General features: G+C 43.8%; 22 protein-coding genes. 12 read left to right on the top strand and 10 right to left on the bottom strand.

Going from position 1 to position 24,107, the window contains the following annotated elements; all coding sequences use genetic code 11:
- Positions 1-9: 9 nt before the first annotated feature.
- From AAA943_RS00110 to AAA943_RS00085, 6 genes are all read right to left on the bottom strand, one after another.
- Positions 10-906: a metal ABC transporter permease gene (locus AAA943_RS00110; protein ID WP_338222185.1), complete on the bottom strand. Its 897-nt coding sequence runs from the start codon at positions 904-906 to the stop codon at positions 10-12.
- Complete coding sequence (locus tag AAA943_RS00105) at positions 903-2,189, bottom strand: metal ABC transporter permease (RefSeq protein ID WP_338222183.1); 1,287 nt, start codon at positions 2,187-2,189, stop codon at positions 903-905. Before AAA943_RS00105 ends, AAA943_RS00110 begins: the two co-directional genes overlap by 4 nt.
- Before the next feature lies 1 nt (position 2,190).
- On the bottom strand, positions 2,191-2,979 hold the full coding sequence (locus tag AAA943_RS00100) for a metal ABC transporter ATP-binding protein (RefSeq protein WP_338222181.1): 789 nt from the start codon (positions 2,977-2,979) through the stop codon (positions 2,191-2,193).
- Positions 2,976-3,893, bottom strand: a complete 918-nt coding sequence (locus AAA943_RS00095) for a metal ABC transporter solute-binding protein, Zn/Mn family (protein WP_338222180.1) — start codon at positions 3,891-3,893, stop codon at positions 2,976-2,978. The genes AAA943_RS00100 and AAA943_RS00095 overlap by 4 nt, the downstream gene beginning before the upstream one ends.
- The gene (locus AAA943_RS00090; RefSeq protein ID WP_338222179.1) at positions 3,890-4,552 is read right to left on the bottom strand and encodes a metal-dependent transcriptional regulator; all 663 of its coding nucleotides are present in this window, start codon (positions 4,550-4,552) and stop codon (positions 3,890-3,892) included. Before AAA943_RS00090 ends, AAA943_RS00095 begins: the two co-directional genes overlap by 4 nt.
- Before the next feature lie 321 nt (positions 4,553-4,873).
- Positions 4,874-5,998 (bottom strand): glycosyltransferase family protein, encoded by a 1,125-nt coding sequence (locus tag AAA943_RS00085; protein WP_338222178.1) that lies wholly within the window; start codon positions 5,996-5,998, stop codon positions 4,874-4,876.
- Positions 5,999-6,019: 21 nt separating this feature from the next.
- Between AAA943_RS00085 and AAA943_RS00080 the strand changes: the two genes are divergently transcribed.
- The gene (locus AAA943_RS00080; protein ID WP_338222177.1) at positions 6,020-6,835 is read left to right on the top strand and encodes a 2,3,4,5-tetrahydropyridine-2,6-dicarboxylate N-succinyltransferase; all 816 of its coding nucleotides are present in this window, start codon (positions 6,020-6,022) and stop codon (positions 6,833-6,835) included.
- 10 nt (positions 6,836-6,845) lie between these two features.
- Positions 6,846-7,448, top strand: coding sequence for a tetratricopeptide repeat protein (locus tag AAA943_RS00075; protein ID WP_338222176.1), 603 nt, complete (start codon positions 6,846-6,848; stop codon positions 7,446-7,448).
- 57 nt (positions 7,449-7,505) lie between these two features.
- Here AAA943_RS00075 and AAA943_RS00070 read toward each other — a convergent pair whose 3' ends face one another.
- Positions 7,506-8,207 (bottom strand): outer membrane protein assembly factor BamD, encoded by a 702-nt coding sequence (locus AAA943_RS00070; protein ID WP_338222175.1) that lies wholly within the window; start codon positions 8,205-8,207, stop codon positions 7,506-7,508.
- A 185-nt stretch (positions 8,208-8,392) separates the two neighbouring features.
- Between AAA943_RS00070 and AAA943_RS00065 the strand changes: the two genes are divergently transcribed.
- The 5 genes from AAA943_RS00065 to AAA943_RS00045 all read left to right on the top strand — a co-directional run bounded on the left by AAA943_RS00065 (position 8,393) and on the right by AAA943_RS00045 (position 13,089).
- Entirely contained in the window at positions 8,393-8,800 is a 408-nt protein-coding gene (locus tag AAA943_RS00065; protein WP_338222174.1) for a DUF4332 domain-containing protein, read from the top strand.
- 85 nt (positions 8,801-8,885) lie between these two features.
- The gene (locus AAA943_RS00060) at positions 8,886-10,424 is read left to right on the top strand and encodes a helicase HerA-like domain-containing protein (RefSeq protein ID WP_338222173.1); all 1,539 of its coding nucleotides are present in this window, start codon (positions 8,886-8,888) and stop codon (positions 10,422-10,424) included.
- Between the two features lie 33 nt (positions 10,425-10,457).
- Positions 10,458-11,663, top strand: coding sequence for a BaiN/RdsA family NAD(P)/FAD-dependent oxidoreductase (locus AAA943_RS00055; protein ID WP_338222172.1), 1,206 nt, complete (start codon positions 10,458-10,460; stop codon positions 11,661-11,663).
- Positions 11,664-11,665: 2 nt separating this feature from the next.
- Positions 11,666-12,013, top strand: coding sequence for a hypothetical protein (locus AAA943_RS00050; protein ID WP_338222171.1), 348 nt, complete (start codon positions 11,666-11,668; stop codon positions 12,011-12,013).
- Between the two features lie 110 nt (positions 12,014-12,123).
- A complete protein-coding gene (locus tag AAA943_RS00045) occupies positions 12,124-13,089 on the top strand; it encodes a YheT family hydrolase (RefSeq protein WP_338222170.1) in 966 nt (321 codons plus the stop codon).
- A gap of 5 nt (positions 13,090-13,094) precedes the next feature.
- On the opposite strand, the gene lhgO is transcribed toward AAA943_RS00045, so the two are convergent.
- On the bottom strand, positions 13,095-14,294 hold the full coding sequence (gene lhgO / locus AAA943_RS00040) for an L-2-hydroxyglutarate oxidase (protein WP_338222685.1): 1,200 nt from the start codon (positions 14,292-14,294) through the stop codon (positions 13,095-13,097).
- Between the two features lie 163 nt (positions 14,295-14,457).
- On the opposite strand from lhgO, the gene AAA943_RS00035 reads away from it, so the two are divergent.
- From AAA943_RS00035 to rplT, 5 genes are all read left to right on the top strand, one after another.
- The gene (locus AAA943_RS00035; protein WP_338222169.1) at positions 14,458-16,938 is read left to right on the top strand and encodes a DUF5686 and carboxypeptidase-like regulatory domain-containing protein; all 2,481 of its coding nucleotides are present in this window, start codon (positions 14,458-14,460) and stop codon (positions 16,936-16,938) included.
- 108 nt (positions 16,939-17,046) lie between these two features.
- On the top strand, positions 17,047-18,996 hold the full coding sequence (gene thrS / locus AAA943_RS00030) for a threonine--tRNA ligase (protein ID WP_338222168.1): 1,950 nt from the start codon (positions 17,047-17,049) through the stop codon (positions 18,994-18,996).
- Between the two features lie 82 nt (positions 18,997-19,078).
- Entirely contained in the window at positions 19,079-19,633 is a 555-nt protein-coding gene (gene infC / locus AAA943_RS00025; protein ID WP_338222167.1) for a translation initiation factor IF-3, read from the top strand.
- Positions 19,634-19,657: 24 nt separating this feature from the next.
- The gene (gene rpmI, locus AAA943_RS00020) at positions 19,658-19,852 is read left to right on the top strand and encodes a 50S ribosomal protein L35 (RefSeq protein WP_338218622.1); all 195 of its coding nucleotides are present in this window, start codon (positions 19,658-19,660) and stop codon (positions 19,850-19,852) included.
- 106 nt (positions 19,853-19,958) lie between these two features.
- Positions 19,959-20,303 carry a 50S ribosomal protein L20 gene (gene rplT / locus AAA943_RS00015; RefSeq protein ID WP_297337729.1) on the top strand — a complete coding sequence of 115 codons (345 nt, stop codon included), beginning with the start codon at positions 19,959-19,961 and terminating at the stop codon, positions 20,301-20,303.
- A gap of 135 nt (positions 20,304-20,438) precedes the next feature.
- On the opposite strand, the gene AAA943_RS00010 is transcribed toward rplT, so the two are convergent.
- Together AAA943_RS00010 and AAA943_RS00005 are read right to left on the bottom strand one after the other, a co-directional pair.
- Complete coding sequence (locus tag AAA943_RS00010; RefSeq protein WP_338222166.1) at positions 20,439-23,453, bottom strand: AsmA-like C-terminal region-containing protein; 3,015 nt, start codon at positions 23,451-23,453, stop codon at positions 20,439-20,441.
- A gap of 323 nt (positions 23,454-23,776) precedes the next feature.
- Complete coding sequence (locus AAA943_RS00005; protein ID WP_338222684.1) at positions 23,777-24,052, bottom strand: GIY-YIG nuclease family protein; 276 nt, start codon at positions 24,050-24,052, stop codon at positions 23,777-23,779.
- Positions 24,053-24,107 lie beyond the last annotated feature (55 nt).

The following is a 24,107-nucleotide window of genomic DNA, read 5'->3' as shown; positions in this document are numbered from 1 at the left end:
GTAATCAATTCAAATTCCAAACGACTGAGGCAGAGGAGAAGTTCCGCTTTTGCTGCTGTTCCTTTTTCTATTTAGCAAAACGCTTGCCCCAAAAAACAAGCCGGCTACGGTGACCATCATTCCAGCAATTGAGCTGTCTAACCAGTAAGCAAGATAATAGCCGAAGAAGGAAATCAAAATACCCAAAATAACGGTGCCTTTGAGCAGCGGAATCAGACTTTTGGTCCAAAGAAAAGCTGTGGCAGGGGGGACAACCAGCAGGGCCACGACCAAAATGGCTCCCACTGATTCAAAGCTGCTGACCGTGGTGTAGGAGACCATACTCATCAGTGCGAGGTTAATTCCTTTGGATGGAATTCCAATGACAGAGCCGAAGCTTTCGTCGAAGCTGGTAAGGGTTAACTCCTTAAATAATAGATAGATAAATCCTGAGACAAAGAAGAAATTCAGCCCGGCAAGCCAGGTAATTCTGGGTCCTAAATTCAAACCGCTTTTGGTAATCCAAAGATCAATCGGCAGATAGGCAATCTCTCCATACAGGACACATTCCTGATCCAGATCTACTTTGTAGGCAAAAAGATTGATTAAAATAATACCAATGGCAAAGAGTAGGGTGAAGGTAATCCCGATAGAGGCATCCAATTGAACCCGGGCTTTTTTGCGGAGCCAGTCAATCATCAGAGTAGCTAATATCCCCAGCAGTCCGGCCCCAAGGATGACCTCTAGGCTTCTCTGACTTCCTGAAACGAAAAATCCAATGACTATTCCCGGTAAGACAGCATGGGAAATGGCATCCCCTGTCATGGACATTTTGCGAAGCATCAGAAAAACCCCCAGCATCCCGCAGGAGATGGCGATCAGGGATCCGGTGAAAATGATCAGAAAGGCGTTGGAGTCGAAGGTCATGGTCGGTCTCTGGGAATGGTTTCTTGGTGGGGATCCAAAGCAGGGTAGTTGAGCCGTTTTTCCAGCAGAGCCTCCAGCTCCGGAGTGAGCAAATGCTCCAGTTGTTCGGCAGAATCGTGGACGTGATCGGGTGCGATATTCATGGACTCATTGAGGTAGAGCTCCCAAAGGCGATGGAGTCTTACGATTCTCATGGCCTCTGAAATTCCTGATTCTGTAAGCTCTATAAACTCTTGATTATGATTGATGTAACTATACTGTTGTAAATCTTTGATCCCGGTTAGTGTTTGGGGCCTGTGGTAGGGGTAGAGCTCATAGATTTCTTCTATGGGGAGAGATTTTCTCCCTTCTTCCAAGGCTTTGTAAAGTGCTTTAAGCAAGTGTTCCCGATGGGATTTTCGGAGGTATTTTTTTCTGGCAAAAAATCGAAAAAGCATCCCGCTTTTTGGAGAAAAAAGAAATGAAATCAAGGCAATCAAAGAAAGAAACACCACCACCCATGGGCCGGTGGGCATCTGAGGAAGAATAAAGGACACATAGGTGCCCATCACCCCGGAAAGGATAGAAAATAAAGCCGCCAAAATCAACAAAGTGCTTAATCGGTCAGTCCAAAACCTCGCTGCGGAAGCAGGGGTGATCAGTAAGGCTGCCATTAGAACTACCCCAATCGCCTGTATCCCGATCACAACTGCAAGAATCATCAGGACATTGAAGGAAAAGGAAATGAATTTCATAGGAAAACCGATTGAATCCCCAAATTCCCGGTCAAAAACCATCAGGCGGAATTCTTTCATAAAGAAGGTCAGGACCAATAGGATAAACAGGGCCAATCCTCCGTAAAGCATCAGGTCCTTTTCTGAAATGCCGATCGCATTGCCAAAGATAAAGGTGTTCAACCCGGCTATTTCGGGATTCCCGGACTTTTGAAGGGCGGTCAACATGACGATCCCTATTCCAAAAAAAACTGAAAGAATGGTTGCGATGATCGCATCTTCGCTGAGCTTAGTGTTTCTTTTAAGCCAAGTGCTCAAAAAAGTGGCTATACCTCCCGAGACAAATGCTCCGGAGACGATGTAAACCGGGTTTTTTTCTCCTGCCAGAATAAAACCCAGACAAATTCCCGGAAGTACAGCATGGGAAATGGCATCTCCCAAAAGGGCCTTTTTATCCAAAAAGGAAAAAGTCCCCACATAAGCTGAGCCGATTCCCAATAAAGTAATGCCGAGCACAACCCATAGTATACTGGGATCTTGGAAGGTGAAGAAATAGACAAAATCCTCCATATCAGCTTTTCAAAGGGTTAAATTCTTTTCGCTTGATCAGGTCGGTTACTTTGGTCAGCAAGTTAAGCTTACCTCCGTAGGTTTTGCGCAGCAGCTCTTCGGTCATCACCAGGTCTTTGGGACCGGAAGCCACCAGATGGAGATTGAGCATGATGGCCCAGTCAAAGAAATTCATAGCGGAGTGGATGTCATGATGCACCACAATGACCGTCTTGCCGGTGTCGGCCATCTCTTTCAACAACTGGAAAATGGCCGTCTCTGTGGCCATATCCACCCCGGCAAAGGGCTCGTCCATCAGGTACAGGTCTGCCTGCTGCGCCAAGGCTCTCGCAATAAATACCCGTTGCTGTTGACCTCCGGACAATTCGGCAATCTGTCTTTTGACAAATCCGGACATCCCTACCTGTTCCAGGCAATGAAGGGCCAATTCTTTTTCTTTTTTTCCTGGCCTGCGGAAAAGTCCCAGCTTTCCGTAAGTGCCCATCAAGACCACATCCAATACGGAAGCTGGAAAATTCCAGTCTACGGATTCCCTTTGGGGAACGTAGCTGATGCGGGTTCTAACCTCATTCAGAGGTTTGTCAAAAATTCTTACATAGCCTGAAGTAGGAGGAATCAGGCCCATAATGGCTTTAATTAGGGTACTTTTACCCGCTCCATTAGGTCCCAAGATCCCCACCAGTTTTCCTTTGGGCAGGCTGAGGTCTACATTCCAAAGCACGGGATTCTGATCGTAGCTGACTGTTAGGTCATGAATTTCCAATATGGGCTCTTCGACTTGTGTGATCATGGGATAAGGTTTTCGTAAATGGTGTTCAGATTGGTTTCAAACATGCCTAAATAGGTTCCTGCAGGAGTGCCAGGTGCATCCAAGCTATCAGTGAAAAGAGGGCCAGCCAGCTTTACGGTTCGGTTTTTATTTCTGACTCCATTGGCTACCGCCTGAATAGCTTTTGGGGAGATGGTTTGCTCAGCAAAGATGGCTTTGACTTGATAAATTTCGATCAGCTGGATCAGTTGGGTGAGGTCTCTCAACCCGGGTTCACTCAGGGTGGAGAGTCCCTGTAGGGCATGAACTTCCAATCCGTAAGATTTGCCGAAGTAGGCAAAAGCATCATGTGCAGTGACCAGTACCTGATTTTTTGACTTTAATTCAGCAACTTTGGCAGCAGCTTCCCGATCCAGAATAGCTAGTTTTTGGAGATAGGAGTCGGTGTTTTTCTCTATTTCATCTTTCCAATCAGGCTTCCATTCGAGGAGCTTTTCGGAGGCATAATCAAGGGCTTGAGCCCATAACTTGGCGTCAAACCAAATATGAGGGTCCACGCTGTGGGCTTCTGGTCCAGAGCGGATCAATTGATTTTTGTCCACTCCTTCGGAAACATTGATGAGGGTTTTGGTCAGGGAAAGTTTTTCGAAAATCTCCGTCATTTTTCCTTCCAAATAGAGTCCGTGATAGACGATTAAGTCAGCTGTGGTCAATAGATCCAAATCCCTTACAGAAGCTTTGTACAAGTGAGGATCCACTCCGGCGGGCATCAGCGCTACTACTTCGGCATTTTCTCCAACCAGATTTTGGATTCCGTCAGCCAAAATACTTGTGGTGGCCACGATTCTTGGTTTTATCCTTTTGGTCTCGGATTCGGACTTGCAGGAGGCCAAAGCCAAAATGGAAAAGAAAATAAGACCTCTCAGGTAGCTCATGACTGAAGAACCAGAATGTTGCCTGCCACTTCTTTAGACATAAACAGATTCTTTTTCTGATCTACCAGGATTTCCAAAGAACCGTCAAACTCCACCTTGTCCAAAATCTTTATTCTGGCACCGATGTAGGCACCGACTTTATCCAGATAGCGGAGAAACGCCGCCGAGGAATCTTTGACTGCTACAATTTGACCGGTTTGATTGATTTCCATTTCGGCCAGCTCTACTCTTGGGCGTGAGCGCACATCACCAAACTCATCCGGAATCGGATCTCCATGGGGATCAAACTTGGGGAAATTGAGGTAGGCGTCCAGTCTCTGAATCAAAAGAGGAGAGTGGATATGTTCGAGTTGTTCGGCGACCTCATGTACTTCATCCCAGGCAAAATTCAATTTCTCTACCAGAAATACTTCCCATAGGCGGTGCTTTCGAATGGTCTGCAAGGCCAGTCTTTTACCTGCTTCTGTTATCTGTAGTCCATAATATTTGCGGTATTCGATGACTTCTTTTTCGCCCAGCCTTCGAAGCATATCGCTGACGGAGGCTGGTTTATTTTTCATCTCTGCTGCCAAGTCATTGGTGGATACACTTTTTTTCCCTGCATCTGAGAGGTGATAGATCGCTTTGAGATAATTCTCTTCCGCTACAGTCAATTCCATGGTTTGTGATTTTATAAGCCAAAGGTAAAAATTAATTTAGATAAAGCTAAATAAAAATTTGATAGATCCTAAATCGACTGTGGAAAACCTCAAAATAGCTGTGATCTATGATTTAGATAAGGCTTAAAATAATTTTAGATTAGATAAAAAAATATAATAAATAATTGATAACCAAATATTAATGATTTTGATATGCTCTGAAATTGGGTAGAAAAGAGAAGCAAAGCTCAGTTTCCGTTTGAATGAAATGAGTGTAAATTTTGGGGTAGAGGTGGATAAGTTTTCCGGGTTTTGGTGGAAAACTGATTTTGAAAAGGGGGCCTAGGAAAGAAGCTGATCGATAGCTTGTTGGAAGTCAGATTTTTGAGAGTCCCAAAGCACTTCTCCAGGAGCAGGTGTGGAAAAGTAAGTTTGGCGAATCGCCTGTTGAAACATGGGGACGGCTTGCATCAAATCAGAAAAATCAATTCCAAATCCTCCTTTGAAAGGCGCTAGAAAATTTTCCCATTTGGGATTGGGGGTAATCAATACCGGAGTACCAAGAGCCGCACATTCAAATAGCTTGCTGGGCATCTTTTCCGAAATAGCAGGATGCAGGGTATAGGGAAGTAAGGAGAAGTCAGCCTCTGAAATGGCCTCTAGGAGCTGTTCGTAAGGAATAGGGATCTCGGAAATCCTCCAAATTATTCCATGAGATGTTTTTTCCAGCTCTTTGAGCCTTTGGAAAAAGTTGGAAATTGGAACATGACCGATCACAAAAAGTCTGGATTTTGGGTAGACTTTTTGGATTTCCTGAAACCAGCGGATTGCCTGTATCGTCCCAAAAGCCGGACTGAGTGTTCCGGTAAGACAAAAGCCGAATTCGGTTTGGGCCTGGAAATCCTTAGATGTGGTTTTTTGGATTTCCCCATGAAATTTGTTTTCCAAAATCAGAAATGGGTTTTTCTGTGGCATTTCTTTTCGGTAGCATTTTTCAGCCAGAAGAAACAAATCCACTTTGGCACTTTTTTCTGCCATTTTGATCCAAAAAGTCCATTTTCTTTTTTTATCGTTGTTCAGAATGGGATTCAGGTCCAGGTTGAAGGCGTAGTTTTCCTGCACATCATAGACCACTTTGAATCCAAAAAAGGGTTTTAATAGACTAAGTAAAGGCAGATATTCCCAAGTACAGGCTATGATGACTCGGGGCCTGATTTTGAATATTGTTTGGAAAAGACGGTATTGAGCGCAGATTCTGGACCAAGTTGAGAAATCGCCCATAGAAGAAAAATATCGGAAATCCGGGGAGTTATTCAGCTTTTTGGAAGAAAAGCCTATGATGTTTATTTGGTATTTATTTGTTTCGCCAAGCGAAAGCGCCAGCTTGCCAAAAGCTCTTGGGTCCTGAATGGGCTTTAGGGTAGAAGCAATCAGGACAGGTATTCGTGGAGCTGGATTATCACTCATAGAACTAAATAAAGTAAAAAAATGGAACTTCGAACTATTGTAGAAAATGCCTGGGAAAACCGGGAATTGCTGAATGAGAAAAACACAGAAATTGCCATAAAAACAATTATTTCTGATTTGGATGCCGGGAAAATCCGGGTAGCCGAACCTTTTGAAGATGGCAGTTGGCAAGTAAATGATTGGGTAAAAAAGGCCGTCATCCTTTATTTTCCGATTCAAAAAATGCAGACCATTGAAGTAGGTCCCTTTGAGTTTCATGATAAAATGGCCCTCAAATCCAACTATGCCAAGCAAGGAGTGAGGGTGGTACCTCATGCAGTGGCCCGGTATGGAGCCTACCTCGCTTCAGGGGTGATCATGATGCCAAGTTATGTTAATATCGGCGCTTTTGTGGACAGTGGCACGATGGTTGATACTTGGGCTACCGTCGGTTCATGTGCACAAATCGGCAAAAACGTTCATTTGAGTGGTGGAGTTGGGATTGGAGGTGTTTTGGAGCCGGTGCAGGCAGCACCTGTCATAGTTGAAGACGGAGCTTTTATCGGTTCCAGAGCCATTATAGTAGAAGGGGTGAGAATCGGAAAAGAAGCAGTAATCGGGGCAGGGGTGACCTTGACCGCAAGCTCAAAGATCATTGATGTGACCGGTTCTGAGCCAGTAGAATACAAAGGTTTTGTGCCGCCTCGTTCGGTAGTCATTCCAGGATCTATCTCCAAAAATTTCCCTTCAGGTACCTATCAAGTGCCTTGTGCTTTGATCATTGGTCAAAGAAAAGCCTCAACAGATTTAAAGACTTCACTCAATGATGCGTTGCGAGAGAATAATGTAGCAGTCTAAACCAACGATTATGAGATTACGAGTAAAAATGATTTTGGTCCCGGTGCTCGCCGGGACTTTGTTTTCCTGCTCCGAGCAGAAGGCTAACCCTGCTGATCGGTATTTTGAAAAAGGGCAATACGAATTGGCCGCTCAAACCTACACCGAAAACCTGAAAAACAAGCCTTCCGATGTAAAAATCCTGTACAACAGAGGACGTGCCTATCAGGAAATGGGTGATTTCGAAAAGGCCCAAAAGGATTTTGAAACGGCACTGAATATAGAGCCCAGCAATTTTCAGGTATTATTGAGTTTGTCCACAGTACAGCTACAGCAGAACAATTATGCCTCAGCACTCTTATACGCAACCAAGGCCGAAGAAATTCCCGGAGCTCCGGCTATGGCTTCTTTTTTGAAAGGCAGAGCTTTGCACCAATTGGGTATGCCTGAAGATGCACTTAAAGCCTATGGTAATGCGATCCAATTGGACAAGGATTTTGGACAGGCTTATTTCAACAGAGGATTGCTGAAAATAGCTCTGAACAGAAATAAACAAGGCTGTGAGGATCTAAAGCTTGCTTCAGTCTTGGACTATCCCGGTGCCAAAGAGTCCCTGACCAAATACTGCAAATAATCCCCAAAAATCTGACTGGAATTCAAAAAAGGATAGGCTTCTCTCCATCAAAGAAGATTATTTGCCTGGTTTGGCATCGTGAGTGTGCTCCTGATGATCACAGAGATGGTCAGAGGTGAGTTTCCCGCTTCCTTGACAAGTTTTACAATCGCTTACTTCCTTGCCTGAACCCTGACAGGTAGGGCAAGTCAGCCGGCCCTTTCCGGAGCATCGCTCACATTCATAAAACTCGGTAATATTAAAGACATTTGTCTTTTTGATCATCCCTGTGGCTGCACATCTGCTACAGCCGACTACTCCCTTTGATTTGCAATAGGAGCAATTTTGCTCTATTTGCTTTTTCCCCTCGCAGGTAAAACAAGTGCCAAATCGATAGCCCTTGGAATCGCAAAATGAGCAAGCCCGGATTTCAGCAATGGGACCCGCCAATTTTTCCTTAAGCTCCACTGCACCTTTGTAATTTTGCCCGTTGAATCCGGTAATTTCTAGGTATTTATTCAAAAAATTCTGGCTGTTGTCGTATTGTCCCAAGTGGTACAGCGTTTCCGAAAAGTAATAGGGCATCTCTTCGGGAAGCGGAAGTCCAGAATCAATCAAATTTCGAAAAATGGAATTGGCTGTTTGGTAGTCCTTTCTTTCCAAAGCAGCCAATGCCCCTTTCATCCATCGGTCTGTCTGACCCAAATTGGGTACGCCTTGGGCTAACGAAAGGCTTTGAACGGCTACAATAAAAATCAGAGATAGTACTAGTTTATGCAAGGGAAAGAGATTTATATTCTTCGCAAATACGTAACAAGAAATCAGATGCCCAAGTTAAAATTTTTCAATTCTCTCAGGATTTTTTTCATTCTATTTTGAAAAACCGGATAACTGGATAATTTTATCCAACTCAATCTAATCAAAGAATGAGGATTGCTTTGGATTTAGAACAAAACTCAAAAAAAATGGCAAATACAATTACAACTATTCAGGGTATTGGGGAAGTGTTTCAGGGAAAACTTGCCAATGCCGGAGTGAAAACCGTGGAGGGACTTTTGGAAAAGGGTGCCACAAAATCCGGCCGAAAAGCCCTTGCTGAGGCCTCTGGAATCGATGAAGGCAAAATTTTGGATTGGGTCAATATGGCTGATCTTTTTCGAATTAAAGGTGTGGCAGGCCAGTTTGCTGAATTGCTCAAGGCTACTGGAGTAGACACTGTAAAGGAACTTAGAAACCGAAATGCTGAAAATCTTCATGCAGCATTGACTAAAACCCAGGAAGAAAAAGGGCTGACCAAAGTAGTGCCTTCTCTCGATAAAGTATCGGATTTCATTCAGCAGGCGAAAGATCTCCCTCCTGTGGTGACCTACTGATCGAAAATGCTCATGATCACAGAAGAAAAACCTTGAGGAGACTCAGGGTTTTTTTGTAGTTTGAAATTCCAAAGAGATAAAAAATATGGCAAGCAAAGAACAGTTTATTCAGCATTTGGCTGAGGGTCAGATTTATAAAAATGATTTTATCGTTTTAGGCACAGGGATTTTGGATGGTAGTCCGATATCCGGAGCTCAAATAAAAGTGCCGCTCAAAACCCTGAACCGGCACGGTTTGATTGCCGGTGCTACCGGGACTGGGAAGACCAAAACGCTGCAGGTCATTGCAGAACAGCTTTCTCTTAAAGGTGTTCCCTCGGTTTTGATGGACTTGAAGGGAGACCTTTCCGGATTGGCCAGGTCAGGGGAGGTTTCGGATTTTATCAGGAAAAGATCAGAAATCATCGGTGTGGATTATGAACCCCAAGGCTTGCCGGTCGAATTGATGACCCTATCCGATGAAAAAGGGGTGAGACTACGTGCTACAGTATCCGAGTTTGGTCCGGTATTGATTTCTCAGATATTGGAGCTAAATGATACTCAAAGAGGGGTGGTAGCCTTGATTTTCAGATATTGCGATCTGCACCACCTCCCGTTGTTGGATTTAAAGGATTTCAAGCGGGTTCTTCAATACGTCATCAAGGAAGGGAAAGTCGAAATAGAAAAAGAATTTGGTGCCGTGTCCTCAGCTTCGGTAAATACTATTATGAGAAAAATCATCGAGCTTGAGCAGCAAGGTGCTGATCGGTTCTTTGGGGAACTTTCATTTGATGTGGATGATTTCGTACGGACCCAAGATGGCAAAGGAGTCATTTCCATTATTCGCTTAACTGACATTCAAAACAAACCCAAGCTGTTTTCAACCTTTATGCTCAGCTTGTTATCTGAAATTTATGAGACTTTTCCTGAGCAGGGAGACGCCAATCAGCCCAAACTTTGTCTTTTTATCGATGAGGCTCATTTGGTCTTCTCCAATGCGTCCAAGGATCTTTTGGAAAAGATTGAAGCCATAGTCAAGCTGATCCGGTCAAAAGGTGTCGGCGTATATTTCTGCACCCAAACTCCAACGGATGTTCCAGACTCTGTCTTAGGCCAATTGGGTCTCAAGGTACAGCATGCCCTCAGAGCATTTACTGCCAAAGACCGAAAGGCCATCACCAAAACCGCTGAAAACTATCCTGATTCTCCATTCTATACCACTTCTGAAGTTTTGACTTCCATGGGAATCGGAGAGGCTTTGGTCACAGCTCTTAATGAAAAAGGGATTCCTACCCCTTTGGCCCATACTTTGGTGCGGGCGCCTATTACACGAATGGACATCCTCTCGAATGAAGAGATCGATCAAGTAGTAAGGGCAAGTTCTTTGGTTCCTAAATACAATCAGGATCTGGACCATGACTCTGCTTTTGAGATTTTGGAGAGGAAAATGAATAAAATTCAGGAAACTCAGGAAAAAGCAGAATTGCCCGGACCAGCACCAAGGACAACTACCCGAACACCCAAAGACGAGTCGCTTCTGGAAGAATTGAGCAAGAATACCATGGTAAGACAGATGGGAAGAACCTTGTTTAGAGAATTAGCCAGGGGAATTCTTGGATCTTTTAGCAGCAGTAAAAGAAGATAGGCCTAAGTTATTGATAATAAACTGGATAAATCATTGAAAGTTGCCATAATTGGAGGTGGTGCTGCTGGTTTCTTTGCCGCGATTCATGCCAGTGGACCTGGGGTAGAGGTTGTCATTTTTGAGAAATCACCCAAACTTCTTTCCAAAGTCAAAATCTCCGGTGGTGGTCGATGCAATGTCACGCACCGGCCGATGGAAATTTCAAAGTTGGTCAAAAACTATCCCCGAGGAGAGAAATTCCTAAAGCGGGTATTCCGGCACTTTTCCATACCGGATACCTTTCAATGGTTCGAATCCAGAGGGGTAAAATTGAAGGTTGAGGAAGATGGTAGGGTGTTTCCTGTGACCAATTCTTCTCAATCCATCATAGACACTTTGTTGCGGGAGGCCCAAAAAAACAAAGTCCAAATCCTAACTTCCACTGGAATAAAGGAAATCAACCTTGCCAAGGGCTACTTCGAGCTGATTACTGAGAAAAAGGTTTTTCGTGCCGATCGAGTGGTGGTTGCTACCGGAGGTTTCCCCAAAAGGGAAGGCTATGCTTTTCTGAAGTCATTGAATCACACGATCGTAAACCCGATTCCTTCCTTATTTACTTTCAATACTCCCGGGGAGCCTATTCGGGATTTGATGGGAGTTTCGGTGGGAGATGCAGAGGTCAAGATCGAGGGAACCAAGCTCAACTACCGAGGTCCTGTCTTAATTACCCATTGGGGTATCAGTGGTCCTGCCGTTTTGAAGCTCTCCGCTTTTGGTGCAGAATGGCTTCATGAACATCACTATCGGGGTAGGGCGATTATCAATTGGTTAGGGGAAATGCGGGAGCAAAACTATCAGCAACAGATCCATTCCTATGCCTTGGCGCATCCGAAAAGAAAGGTGATTTCCAATCCTCTTTTTGGCTTACCTTCCCGGCTGTGGGAGCATTTGTGTTTTCAGGCCGGGATTTCCGAAGACCAACTATTTGAAAATTTTCCGAAAAAAATAAACAACAAGCTAGTTCAATCCCTTTTTTGCTATCTTTTGGACATTAATGGCAAGACTACCTTTAAGGAAGAATTCGTCACGGCAGGCGGTATTCCTCTCAAAGAAGTCAATCCAGAATCGATGGAAAGTATTTATCACCCTAATCTGTACTTTGCCGGAGAAATTCTCAACCTAGATGGTATTACCGGCGGCTTCAATTTTCAGGCAGCTTGGTCTACAGGATTCTTGGCAGGTAAGTCTTTAATAACCTAACTATGATTCAATTTTACCCTGAATTATCTCAAAGAATTGAGGAAATGGCAGAAGGGGACAAGGATTTTCGAGAAGAGTTGACCAAAGCTATCTTGGATGGCCTGGTCGAACTCAAGTCCAAGTACGCCGAAGGATTAATCAAAAAAGATCAAGTGATTATTCAGCAAGTCAGGCACAAACTGAAGCCGACCTTAGCTATGTTTGACATGTTTTTGCTCTCGGATGCTTTGCAACAGGGAAAAGAAATTCTCGAAAGGGAAGGTTTTTCTTCCAAATTCAATACGCATTTCCGGGACTTTGAGGTCAAGGTAAATTCTGCGATTGAAGAGGTTACTAAACTGGTAAGCTAGGGAAAAGAGATAAAATCTGGTTTTTCATATAGGGTTTTTCCGCAGGTTCATCCTGAGAAAGTCAGAATTTCTTTTTATTGCATCGTCCTTGCTCCAATGCTTTTTGAATCATGCCGATCCTACCCTCTACTTATGGTCGTCCTCCTAGATTTCTTTTCAATGGTCATTTGGAAACCATTGTTCCCAGTTTGTTGAGAAAAATAGAGGGAGTGCATTATTCCAGGGAGAAAATCGATACTCCCGATGGAGATTTTTTGAATTTGGATTGGTCAAGAGTGGGAAGCCATTCTTTGCTGATCATTTCCCATGGTCTGGAAGGGGATTCCAAAAGACATTACGCTATGGGTCTGGCGAAGCTGTTTAACTTGGATGGGATGGATGTATTGGCTTGGAACAATCGGACCTGTGGGGGTGAGATGAACCTCAAGCCCATCTTGTACCATCATGGGGCAAGCTATGATTTGGATACTGTGGTCAATCATGTTTTGAAAAGTCATGACTATTCATCCATTTTTTTGGCAGGAATTAGCATGGGAGGAGCGCAGACCTTGAAGTATTTGGGAGAAAAAGGACAGGATTTGCCCCAAGAGATCCAAAAAGCAGCGGTCTATTCCACCCCTTGCAATCTTCCTTCCAGTGCGGCTACTTTGAAATGGAAATCCAATATTTTCTACAAAAAGCGCTTTTTGACTAAGCTCAAAGAAAAAATCCGGCAGAAAGCGATTCAGTTTCCCGAATTATTTGATTTGGACTTGTTGGAGAGAGTGGCCGATTTTGATGCTTTCGACACGCATTTTACTGCAAAAATCCACGGCTTTGCAGATGCAGCAGACTTTTATCAAAGTGTAAGCGCAGACAATTGGATGGGGCATATTGCCATTCCTACGCTAATTGTCAATGCACTCAATGATCCGCTGCTGGGAGAGGCCTGCTACCCTGTGGATTTGGCGAAAGCCAAACCAGAAATCCTGCTTGAAATGCCCAAAAGGGGTGGACACACAGGGTTTACGCTGAAAAATGAGGAGTTCAACTGGGTGGAAAGAAGACTACTTCAGTTTTTGAAAACCTCAGGTTAATCGATTTAAAACCGCTTAAAGACCATTTCGGCAACTGTACCTCCGATTGACAAAGAGCTGGTAGCTGCTGGACTTGGGGCATTGAGGACATTGATTGCATGGACAGATTCCCGGATGGCGAAGTCATCCAAAAGACCACCAGTCCGGTCACAGGCCTGAGCTCTCACACCTGCACCGCCATCGACCAGGTCGGAATCCTGAATCTCCGGAATCAACTCTTGTAGAGCTTTGGTAAAGGCTGCTTTGGAAAAAGATCTATAAAGCTCCCCAAAACCTGTTTTCCAGTATTTCCCTGCCACTTTTTGGAAGCCCGGCCAAGCCAAGGTCTCTGCCAGTTCCCCCAGATGGATTTGAGACTTTTTGTATCCTTCTCTACGAAAAGCCAAAACCGCATTGGGCCCAGCTTCCACGCCTCCTTTTTTCATTCGGGTAAAATGCACCCCCAAGAAAGGAAAATTAGGATCTGGAACCGGATAAATTAGATTTTTGACGAGGTATTCTTTTTCCTTCTTCAACTTGTAATATTCTCCCCGAAAGGGAATGATTTTCACGTCCCGAATTGCTGAGTCATTCATCAGTGCCACCTTGTCCGAATAGAGTCCTGCGCAGTTGACGACCAATTTGGATTCAATGGTTTTTTTTGAAGTTTCTATGTAGTTGATTCCTTCTTTCTGATTTATTTTCAAGGCTTTATGATCTAAGAAAATTTCACCTCCCAACTGGAGAATCTTTCTTCCAAAGGCCAGGGCCACCTGGTAATAATCCACGATTCCTGTCTGGGGAACGTGAATGGCCGCGACTCCGGTGCAGTGCGGTTCGTAGTCTTTAAGCTCGTCCAAGGTGATTTTCCGGGTGCCGGTCAAGCCATTTTGAAGTCCCCGGGTGAGGAGATTGTCCAATAGCGGTTTTTGCTCTTCTCGGGTAGCGACTACGACTTTTCCTGTGATCTCAAAGGGAATTTTCTCCTCTTGGCAGAATTGCACGAGTTCATGGTAGCCATTGATGCAATTGGTGGCTTTAAGAGAACCGGGTTTGTAATACAATCCGGAATGAATCACCCCGGAATTGTTTCCTGTTTGGTGCTTAGCTAGTTGATCTTCTTTTTCCAAAACCGCTATTTTCAAGTCAGGACGGGCTTTGAGCACCTTCAATCCTGTGGCCAAACCCACGATTCCACCTCCGATAATTGCTACATCGTATACCATTCGCACTTCAAATTTTGCCAAATATAAGAGCGGAAGAACCAAATCGCAGGGGAGGAGGTTTGAAATCGGAGAGAGTTTTATCCAAAATTTATACTTCTCCATAGCCCAAAGCCGTTTCATAGTCACTTAATTTGCGGAAGTTTTCATTGTCGTGTTCCAAACCTTGATCCTACGGGTAGTACTTTCCTGTCTTTTTCTAGCCATTTTTCATCCCTCTTTTGCCCAGTACTCCATATCGGGCAAAGTGACTGATGCCGAGACGGGCGATCCGATTGCCTTTGCCAATTTGATTTTGGTGGGCACTACTGTTGGGATCACTACTGATTTTGAAGGAAATTTCCTGATCCAAACGCGCACCCTTTCCGACTCCATCAAAGTGAGCTATTTGGGCTATATCGCCCAAAGTAAGCCGTTGCAGGACTTGGCAGACCAAAAAATCAATTTTCAGCTGAGACCTTCCTCTTTTGAATTGGAAGCTTTTGTTTTCGAAGCAGGAGAAAACCCGGCTTTCGAAATCATCAGAAGGGCTTCTGAGCGGAGAAAGGACTTTGACAAAAGAAGCCTAGAAGCCTACGAAACAAAGAATTACACCAAAATAGAGATCGATATTGATCATCTTTCGGAGGAATTTAGGCAGCGAAAATCGGTTCAAAAAGTCACTTCAGTACTCGATAGCATCCAGCAATTGACTAATGACGAAGGAGAAAAGATTCTCCCCGTTTTCTTCTCGGAGACGGTTTCCCGGTTTTACTACAGAAACAATCCCGAACTCAGAAAAGAAGTCATCGAAAAAACCAAGGTGACTGGGGTAGGGATTACGGATGGATCTACTACCTCTCAGATTACCGGTTCGGCTTTTCAGGAATACAACTTTTACAAAAACTGGCTAAATATTCTCGAAAAGGAATTCATCTCTCCGATAGCCGATGGCTGGAGGACATTTTATGATTACGACCTGCTGGATTCGGTCTTAGTGGGGCAGGATTCCTGCTACAAGCTTCAGGTGTATCCTAGAAGAGAGCAGGATTTGGCCTTTTCAGGGACCATCTGGATCAATTCCAAAACCTATGCCCTCAAGCAGGTAGATTTGACCATACCCAAGTCAGCCAATCTCAACTTTATTGAACGGATCAAAATCCAGCAGGAACTGGAACCTACGGCAGCAGGACCCTTGATTCCTTCCAAAACTAGGGTTCAGATCAAAATAGGGCAGGTGACTCCGAAAACGGCAGGATTATTGGCTAAATTTTACACCGCTACTGACAGTGTCAGGCTGAATGACCCTCAACCTACCCGGTTTTTCAATCAAGCGGTGGAGCTCCTCCCGGATTTCGGGACAGGTACACCGGACTTTTGGAGTAAAAATCGAAAAGATCCGCTCAGCAGCGAGGAGATGGCCGTGCTCCAAATGGTGGATACGCTGAAGACGATTCCCATTATCCGCTTTTATTCGGAAGGTCTTAAGTTTTTCGCTACCGGTTTTCTGCCTGTGGGGAAAATTGACTTGGGACCTTGGACGGAGTTTGGTAATTACAACAATGTCGAAGGCATCCGGTTGGGGATGGGTTTTCGAACCAATTACAAGTTTTCCAATAAATGGGCTTTCCAGGGCTATTTGGCCTATGGTTTCATGGATGATCGGCTCAAGTATTCCGCATCAGTTACCCGAATTTTGGATCGGGCCCGATGGACTACCTTGAGACTGAGTGCTTCGAAAGAAATCGACCAGGTGGGTTTGGAAATGGAAAATCTACAGGGGAACAGTATTTTTTTGGCAGCCAGCCGATTTGGGACTTTGAGAAGGCCATTCATTGCCACGACCCAGAAGCTGACTTTTCAGCGGGAGTTTTTCAAGGGTTTCTTGTTCACAGCTGGGCTGAATCTGTTTGATTTTGATCCGCTGTATGACTTTTACTATCTTGAAAAAGATACTCGAGAATACAGATCTGAGTTTCAGACCACGGAAATCCGTGCCGGGCTCCGCTACGGAAGGGATGAGATCATCATCATCAATGACAACGAAAGAGCATCATTTGGTCCTTCCCGATGGCCGATTTTTGAGGTGAACTATACCCGGGGAATCAATTTTTTGATTGGAGATATCCGCTACACCAAACTGAGCTTTTACCTCTATCAGCGGGTGAATATGGGGCTCTTTGGAGTCTCTCGATATGAAGTGGATGCTGGTCAGGTATTTGGAGAGGTACCTTATCCGATTTTGAAAAACCATCTGGGCAATGAGACCTTGTTCTATACCACGGCGGCCTTCAATACCATGAATTTCAATGAATTTGCCTCTGATCGATACCTAAGTCTGAGGTATAGACACTTCTTTGAGGGATTCTTGCTCAACCGGATTCCCTTGATGAAAAAGCTGAAATGGAGGGCTGTGGCTAATGCCAATGTATTGTTTGGTTCAGTACGTGACGAAAATATCCAAAATGCACCAACCTTTGACCCGGATGGCAATCCGATTGAAACCTTTGGAAGATTGGATTTTGGTGTGCCTTATGTGGAGCTAGGGTATGGAATAGAGAATATTTTCAAGTTTTTCCGGGTGGATTTCTTTCATCGGATGACCTATTTGGATAATCCGGGAGCAAAGCCTTTCCACGTAAAAGTCAGTGCTCAGATTATTTTGTGATCAAAGATTTAAGAATCATCTCCCCTAAATTTTTCCTTTGCAGCTTGGTTATGCATATTTGCACCCTGATTCACCTGCCTGTTTGTATGGGCAGAAAAACAAAAACACATGTCACAGCAAATTAAAATCACCCTTCCCGATGGCTCGGTGAGGGAGTATGAAAAAGGAGCCACCGGACTACAGATTGCTGCCAGTATCAGCGAGGGTTTGGCCCGGAACGTTCTTGCCGCAAAAGTCAACAGTCAGGTTTGGGATGCTACCCGAGCTATTGAACAGGATTCAAGCCTTCAATTGCTCACTTGGAATGATGGGGAAGGAAAAAACACCTTTTGGCATTCCTCTGCTCACCTGATGGCTGAAGCCCTCGAAGCTCTTTACCCTGGGATCAAATTCGGTATCGGACCTCCCATTGAGACTGGATTCTACTACGATGTGGACTTTGGTGACCACAAACTGGAAGGAGAGGAGCTCGAAAAGATCGAGTCCAAAATGATCGAGCTGGCCAAGCAAAAAAGTGAATTTATCCGTAAGGAAATATCCAAAAAAGATGCCGTCGCCTACTTTCAAAAGAAAGGGGACGAATACAAATTAGACCTTTTGGAAGGGCTGGAAGACGGTACGATTACTTTCTACGAGCAGGGTAATTTTACCGACCTTTGCCGTGGACCGCATATTCCCAATACCGGTTTTGTCAAGGCAGTGAAGCTGACCAATATCGCAGGAGCCTATTGGAGAGGGGACGAGAAGCGCAAAATGCTCACCCGAATCTATGGAGTCACCTTCCCTAAAGCGCAAGAGCTGAAGGATTATCTGACCTTATTGGAAGAAGCCAAGAAGCGCGATCACCGAAAGATCGGCCGCGAATTGGAGCTTTTCACCTTCTCAGAGAAAGTAGGAATGGGTCTTCCTCTTTGGCTACCCAAAGGCACTTTGCTGAGAGAGCGTTTGGTGGCTTTTATGAAAAAAGCACAAGATAAGTCCGGCTATCAGCAGGTAACTACTCCCCATATCGGTCATAAAGTGCTTTATGAAACATCCGGTCACTATGAGAAGTATGGGAAAGATTCTTTCCAACCCATAACTACCCCCAATGAGGGAGAGGCCTTTTTGCTGAAGCCGATGAACTGCCCTCATCACTGTGAGATATACAAGCACAAGCCTAGATCTTATAAGGATCTGCCGATCCGGTATGCTGAGTTTGGTACTGTTTATCGCTACGAGCAAAGTGGAGAATTGCATGGATTGACTCGTGTCCGAGGATTTACCCAGGATGATGCGCATATTTTCTGTCGTCCAGACCAGGTGAAGGAGGAGTTTATCAAAGTGATTGATTTGGTTCTCTACGTGTTCAAAGCACTCGGATTTCAGGATTATACCGCACAGATTTCACTTCGTGATCCCGAAAAGCGGGAAAAATACATTGGTACTGATGAGGCTTGGGAAAAGGCAGAGGCGGCAATCATTGAAGCTGCAGCAGAGAAGGGTTTGGATACCGTAACCGAACTAGGTGAAGCAGCTTTCTATGGTCCTAAGCTGGACTTTATGGTAAAGGATGCCTTGGGAAGAAAGTGGCAGCTGGGAACCATCCAAGTGGATTATCAGCTTCCCGACCGATTCCAATTGGAATATATCGGTTCTGACAATCAGAAGCATCGTCCGGTCATGATTCACAGAGCTCCTTTCGGTTCCTTGGAGCGATTTGTGGCGGTGTTGATCGAGCATTGCGCAGGTGAATTCCCGCTTTGGCTAGCCCCTGAGCAGATCAATATTCTTCCGATTTCTGAAAAATATGTTTCGTATGCAGAGGAATTGAAAGGATTGTTGGAAGATGCTGGAATTACTGGATCCATTGATAATAGAGATGAAAAAATCGGCCGAAAAATCAGGGATTCCGAGGTAAGAAAGGTACCTTTCATGCTCATCGTAGGAGAAAAGGAACAGGAGGAAGGCAAAGTTTCTGTCAGAAAACATGGACAGGGTGACTTGGGAAGCCAAACAATCGATGAGTTTATTCATTATTTTCAAGGAATTATTTCTCAATCTCTAAGCAAAGACTGATGACGTATTCTTTCATTCAGTTTTTTGAATTGGAAATAATTCCGATATTTGCAGGCAATTTAAAATAAACCACTTAGCAAACTTGAGTCAAAGACCACAACAGCCCAGAGGAAGAAGAGAAGAACCATACCGGGTCAACGAAAAAATACGCGTACGGGAAGTGCGCCTTGTAGGTGATTTTGTAGATGGAGGAAATGCAGTATTACCCATCGAAAAAGCATTAAGGTTGGCCCAGGAAAACGAGCTAGATCTCGTGGAAATCTCTCCGAACGCCTCGCCTCCCGTATGTAAAATCATCGATTACGCGAAGTTTAAGTACGAGCAGAAGAAAAAACAAAAGGAGATCAAGGCCAATGCTGCTAAGGTAGTTTTAAAGGAAATCCGCTTTGGTCCTAATACGGACGATCACGACTTCAACTTCAAGCTGAAGCATGCGATCAACTTCCTGAAAGAAGGAGCGAAGGTGAAGGCTTACGTTCACTTTGTGGGACGTTCCATTGTATTCAAAGAGAGAGGAGAGATGCTTTTGCTGAAATTCGCTCAGGCTTTGGAAGACTATGGTGCGGTAGAGCAAATGCCAAGATTGGAGGGAAAGCGGATGAATATCTTCATTGCCCCTAAGGCACAGAAAAAGTAATTTCAACCAACTAAATACAGTAAAATGCCAAAAGTAAAAACTAAATCCGGTGCAAAAAAGCGGTTTTCCCTAACAGGAACCGGCAAAATCAAGAGGAAGCACGCTTTCAAAAGCCACATCCTCACCAAAAAATCCACCAAGCGTAAGAGAGAATTGACCAAGACTGGTTTGGTTCACACTTCCGACGAAGGTAGAGTAAGAGACATGTTGAAAATCTGATTTCCGACTAGTTTCAAAAGTTAATTAAGGTTTATTTATTCACCAGATGCTTCGGTAAACAAGATTCCAGTCTAATGGAACACCGAGTGTCAAAAAACAAAAAATCATGCCTAGATCAGTAAACGCAGTAGCGTCAAGAGCAAGAAGAAAAAAAGTGCTTAAGGCCACCAGAGGATACTTCGGAAGAGGTAAAAACGTGTGGACAGTAGCCAAAAACAAGTACGAGAAAGGTCTTCAGTACGCGTATAGAGACAGAAAAGCGAAGAAAAGAGAATTCAGAGCTTTGTGGATCCAGCGTATCAATGCCGGTGCTAGAGAGCACGGGATTTCCTATTCTCAATTCATGGGGATGTTGAAAAAAGCTGACATCGAGCTAAACCGTAAGGTATTGGCTGATTTGGCTATGAATCACCCTGAGGCATTCAAAGCTGTAGTTGAAAGAGTAAAATAAGGTCGGCACATCCTTATTTTGCGGAAAGCCTTCCCTTTGAGGAAGGCTTTTTTTATTCCCTAGGTCTTCACTTACATGATGCGTTTGGTCCTTATGGTTCGGATTTAAAATTCTAAAACAGGAATCCGCAAGGTCCTAAAGCTTAAGATTTTCTTTTTTGACCGTCGTATCAGGTTTTGTAGTAGGAGGAGATTTAGGCAAAAACCCTTTTAATATTTTCCTCGCTTCCTCAGAAGCCTTTTCCTTTACCAAATTGGTTTGCTTTTCAACCTCTTTTTTCAAACTGTCCTGTACCATAGTAGCCTTGGTTTGAAGCTCTTGTTTCAAGCTGTCTTGGATGACAGCAAATTGTTCCTTGGCCTGATCTTGAAGAGCTTTGGTCTCTCCCTGTACTCGGGATTTAAGTGCATCAGCGAGGATGGTCTCGATGCTGTTTCCTCCCGCCAAGCTGACTTTAGGGTTTTTGTAGTTACCCGTTAGGTTAAATGCCAATGGAATAGGTGTGTTTTGATCTATGGCATTACCCGTCAGACTGGCGAGTAAACCGGTGGCTTGAGTTCCGAATTTTCCTGCTGGTACGTTCATTTGTATCAAATAATTCATAGAACCGTCAAAACCGGCAGCACCCTGAACTTGGGCTTGATAGTCCCAAAGTCGAACATTGAAAGGCTTTACATCCATGATTCCATTTTCAATGGAAATAGGGATAGAAAGATTATTGAACTGAAGGGTATTGGTGTCTTTCAGCCTCGTCAGTGAAGTGATACCATGAAGAATTTGGCTGTCTTTCAGAGCAGTCTGAAGGACCTGAAGGAGTCCGTTTGCATTTAATGAGGATAATATGGGCATCATATCCTGCCCCAAATTTCCTGAAAGCTTAAGACTTGTATTAAATTTCCCGGTTAAATTCTCTGAAATGGGGGCAAAGGCCTTTATGGTATTGAATTTAGCGAAGGCTTCTGCAATGCTCAGTTCAATAACCTGAAGGTCGAAAGAAAACTTTGGAACATGGATATCACGGGGATCATAATTGCCCTTCATAACTAGAGTTCCACCAAGAGTTTTCATGGAGGCATCCGAAAAAATCAATACACCTTCTCTAAGAATCAATTTCCCCTTGACTTCTTTTAGACTCAAATTGTCATAGAGAACTTCTTCTGCCGCTACTGACATGGTGAAGTCAATGGTTTTTGGTAGTTCGAAGACAGCAAGACTGGTAGAGTTGGAATTTGGAGAAGGCGCTCTCATCCATTCATTGATATCGAACTTTGAACTCTGCAGGTTCAAATCTCCTTTCAGCACCCCATTTTGATTGAGGAAATAATCCATGTAGTTCGTGAGATTTCCTGTGGCTTGGAGAGGACTTTGGCTTAGGACTGCGTCAAATTCGGACAAGACGAGAGTAGCCGGAGAAAAAGCGGCCTTGGCTTTGGAAATTTTTACTCCCTGAGGAATGTCCTCTGAAATCAATGAAAAGTCCTCTACCTCAAGAGTTCCCTGAATGAATAGCTGATTGTAATTTTTGGCTTCAACTGCAGCATAAGAACCCTGAGAGACAAGATCGGCCTTTATTTTTCCTTCAAGATTCAGTCCTTCTACAGGAAATACGGACAGCACCTTTTTGAGATCGACGCCACCTGTAATCTCTCCCTTCCAAATCAGTTGATCCAGATCCCTCAGGTTCAGTTTTCCCTGAATAGATTCTCCTTCCAAGTCAAAACCAAATTGAGGAATATCCACATCAAAATCCTGCATCGAAGCCTTTTCATTTTTTATTCGGGCCCGTGCGAATAAATTTTCGAGGGCTGAAGGGTACTCCTGATTTTTTGCATATCCGTCGCTGAGGGCCAATTGAATATCCATAAGGGGAATTTCTTTTTTGACCGAATCGTATTTCCCTTTGGCGGAAGCGCTGATATCCACTATTCCTTTCAGATCCATTCCCTTTATTGGAAAAATAGAAGTCAATTCATCCAAATTGAGAACTCCCTTAAGGTTGGCATCTATCGGGAAATGGATCAAATCAGCCAAGAGAAACTTGCCAGAAACAGGATTGGACCCAAAATCCAGATTGAAATTTGGGATGGAAACAGAGGTGTTTTCCAAGACTGATGATTCGTTTTTGATCAGCATATCTAAGTTGACATTCCTGACCGGTTTTGGTAATTCAGGGTATTGGAACATGCCATTTTCAATTTTTAATCCCAATTCGAAAGCGGGGTAAGTAGTTTCATTGTATACCCCTTTCACAAACCCCTGAAAATCCATTGTTCCTGAAGTCTGAAGATCTGAAAATGACTCAGTGTACATTCCGGGAACCAAAGAAAGAATGCTTTTGAAATCATGTCCAGGACTGCTGAATGTCAAATCCAAGTCAATATCTTCCTTTGGCATGGCAATCAGTCCAGAAAGATTAAATCCAAAATCATTCAAGATGAAATTTCCTTCAGAGATATAGAATTCCATTTGCGATAAATCTACTTCCAAGGTGGTTATTCCTTCAAAATGCTTTTGGGATAGATAGCTAATTCCTGAATACCGGATATCCCTAACTTCTGCTGCCATAGTTATAGGGAGGGAGAAGGTCTCTGAGGTAAAGTCCCCACTTCCCTTGGCTTGAACATCAGTCAGGCCCATAAAGTAGTTTGTGGAGCGATCATCATAGACAAAGTTCACTCCCTGAACGGAGATGGAATTTACAGCAACTTTTACTTGGTTCTCGTCATCTTTTTCAGCCTGTTCCTCCTCCGAATAAAAAATGTCATAGTTGGCTATTCCATCTTCCAAAACTTTGATGTAAAAACTCCCTCCATTCAATTCCAAACTTGTCAGAGAAGGATTTTCGTCAAATAGAACCGAAATGAGATTAAAGTTGATACCTAGCTCTTCCAGGTTTAATAATGTATCCTGTTGGAAAGGAGGATTGCCAATAATGCTGAAGTCCGATACTGTCACGGATAGATTTGGGAATTTTCTCCAGAGGCTAATTTTTATTTTCTCTAAATCATAGTTGACTTGGGCATTTACGGTCTTAGCAATTTCCCTGTCCAGTCTTGCAATAATTTTGTCCTTAAACAGAAAGGGGAGAAGGGTAAGTAGAATTAAGAAAAATGCAATAATTCCTGATAGGATATAGTGTATCTTTTTCATAGTGAAATTGAAGTTGATGGAACAAACGTTGCCTCACTAGTGTAGGGTTTTTTGTAAAGGACGAACAAACTTAACCTCAATCAATGGATAGAGGTTTCTCTTTTTAGGAGAATTATGAAGGTCTGGAAGAGCTCCATTCCTAAAAAATTTCCGTTTCCGAAAGCCCTTGTAATCCCGAGAAGATTCGGGAGGAGTTGAACCTGTCTGGATCAGGCAGGCCCGTGTCCGCCGCGCCTGTGCGCAAGGGCGTAGCGGATATGAATCCTGCGCTCTAACTAACAGAGCTACTATTTCATATGCTCTATTGGAATTTTGGAATCAGCCTATGATTCTGATATCCTGGAGTATTTTGGCAAAATAAAATTCCTGACCCAATCTCGGCCTTTTCCAGACTTTAGTTCCAGTTCCCTTTCGAGAGCTTGCTTTTTGGATTGAAAGAATTCAACATGGACAACGATCCAAGGACGATACTTGATCGTGAAGCCTTTGGTTGATTTTTGATTATGAAAATGGAACCGGGTAATCAGATCAGAGGTCATTCCCGTGTAGGTCTTACCAGTTGAGGGGGAAAAAAGGATATAAACCACGAAATCATCCATAATTAAAAATAAAAAAGGCTTTCGTTTCCGAAAGCCCTTGTAGCGAGGACGGGAG

Source organism: Algoriphagus confluentis, from assembly GCF_036245625.1.
GTDB classification, from domain to species: Bacteria; Bacteroidota; Bacteroidia; order Cytophagales; family Cyclobacteriaceae; genus Algoriphagus; species Algoriphagus confluentis.
The sequence above is the reverse complement of the archived record's forward strand: the minus strand, read 5'-3'. Positions and strand labels throughout refer to the sequence as shown.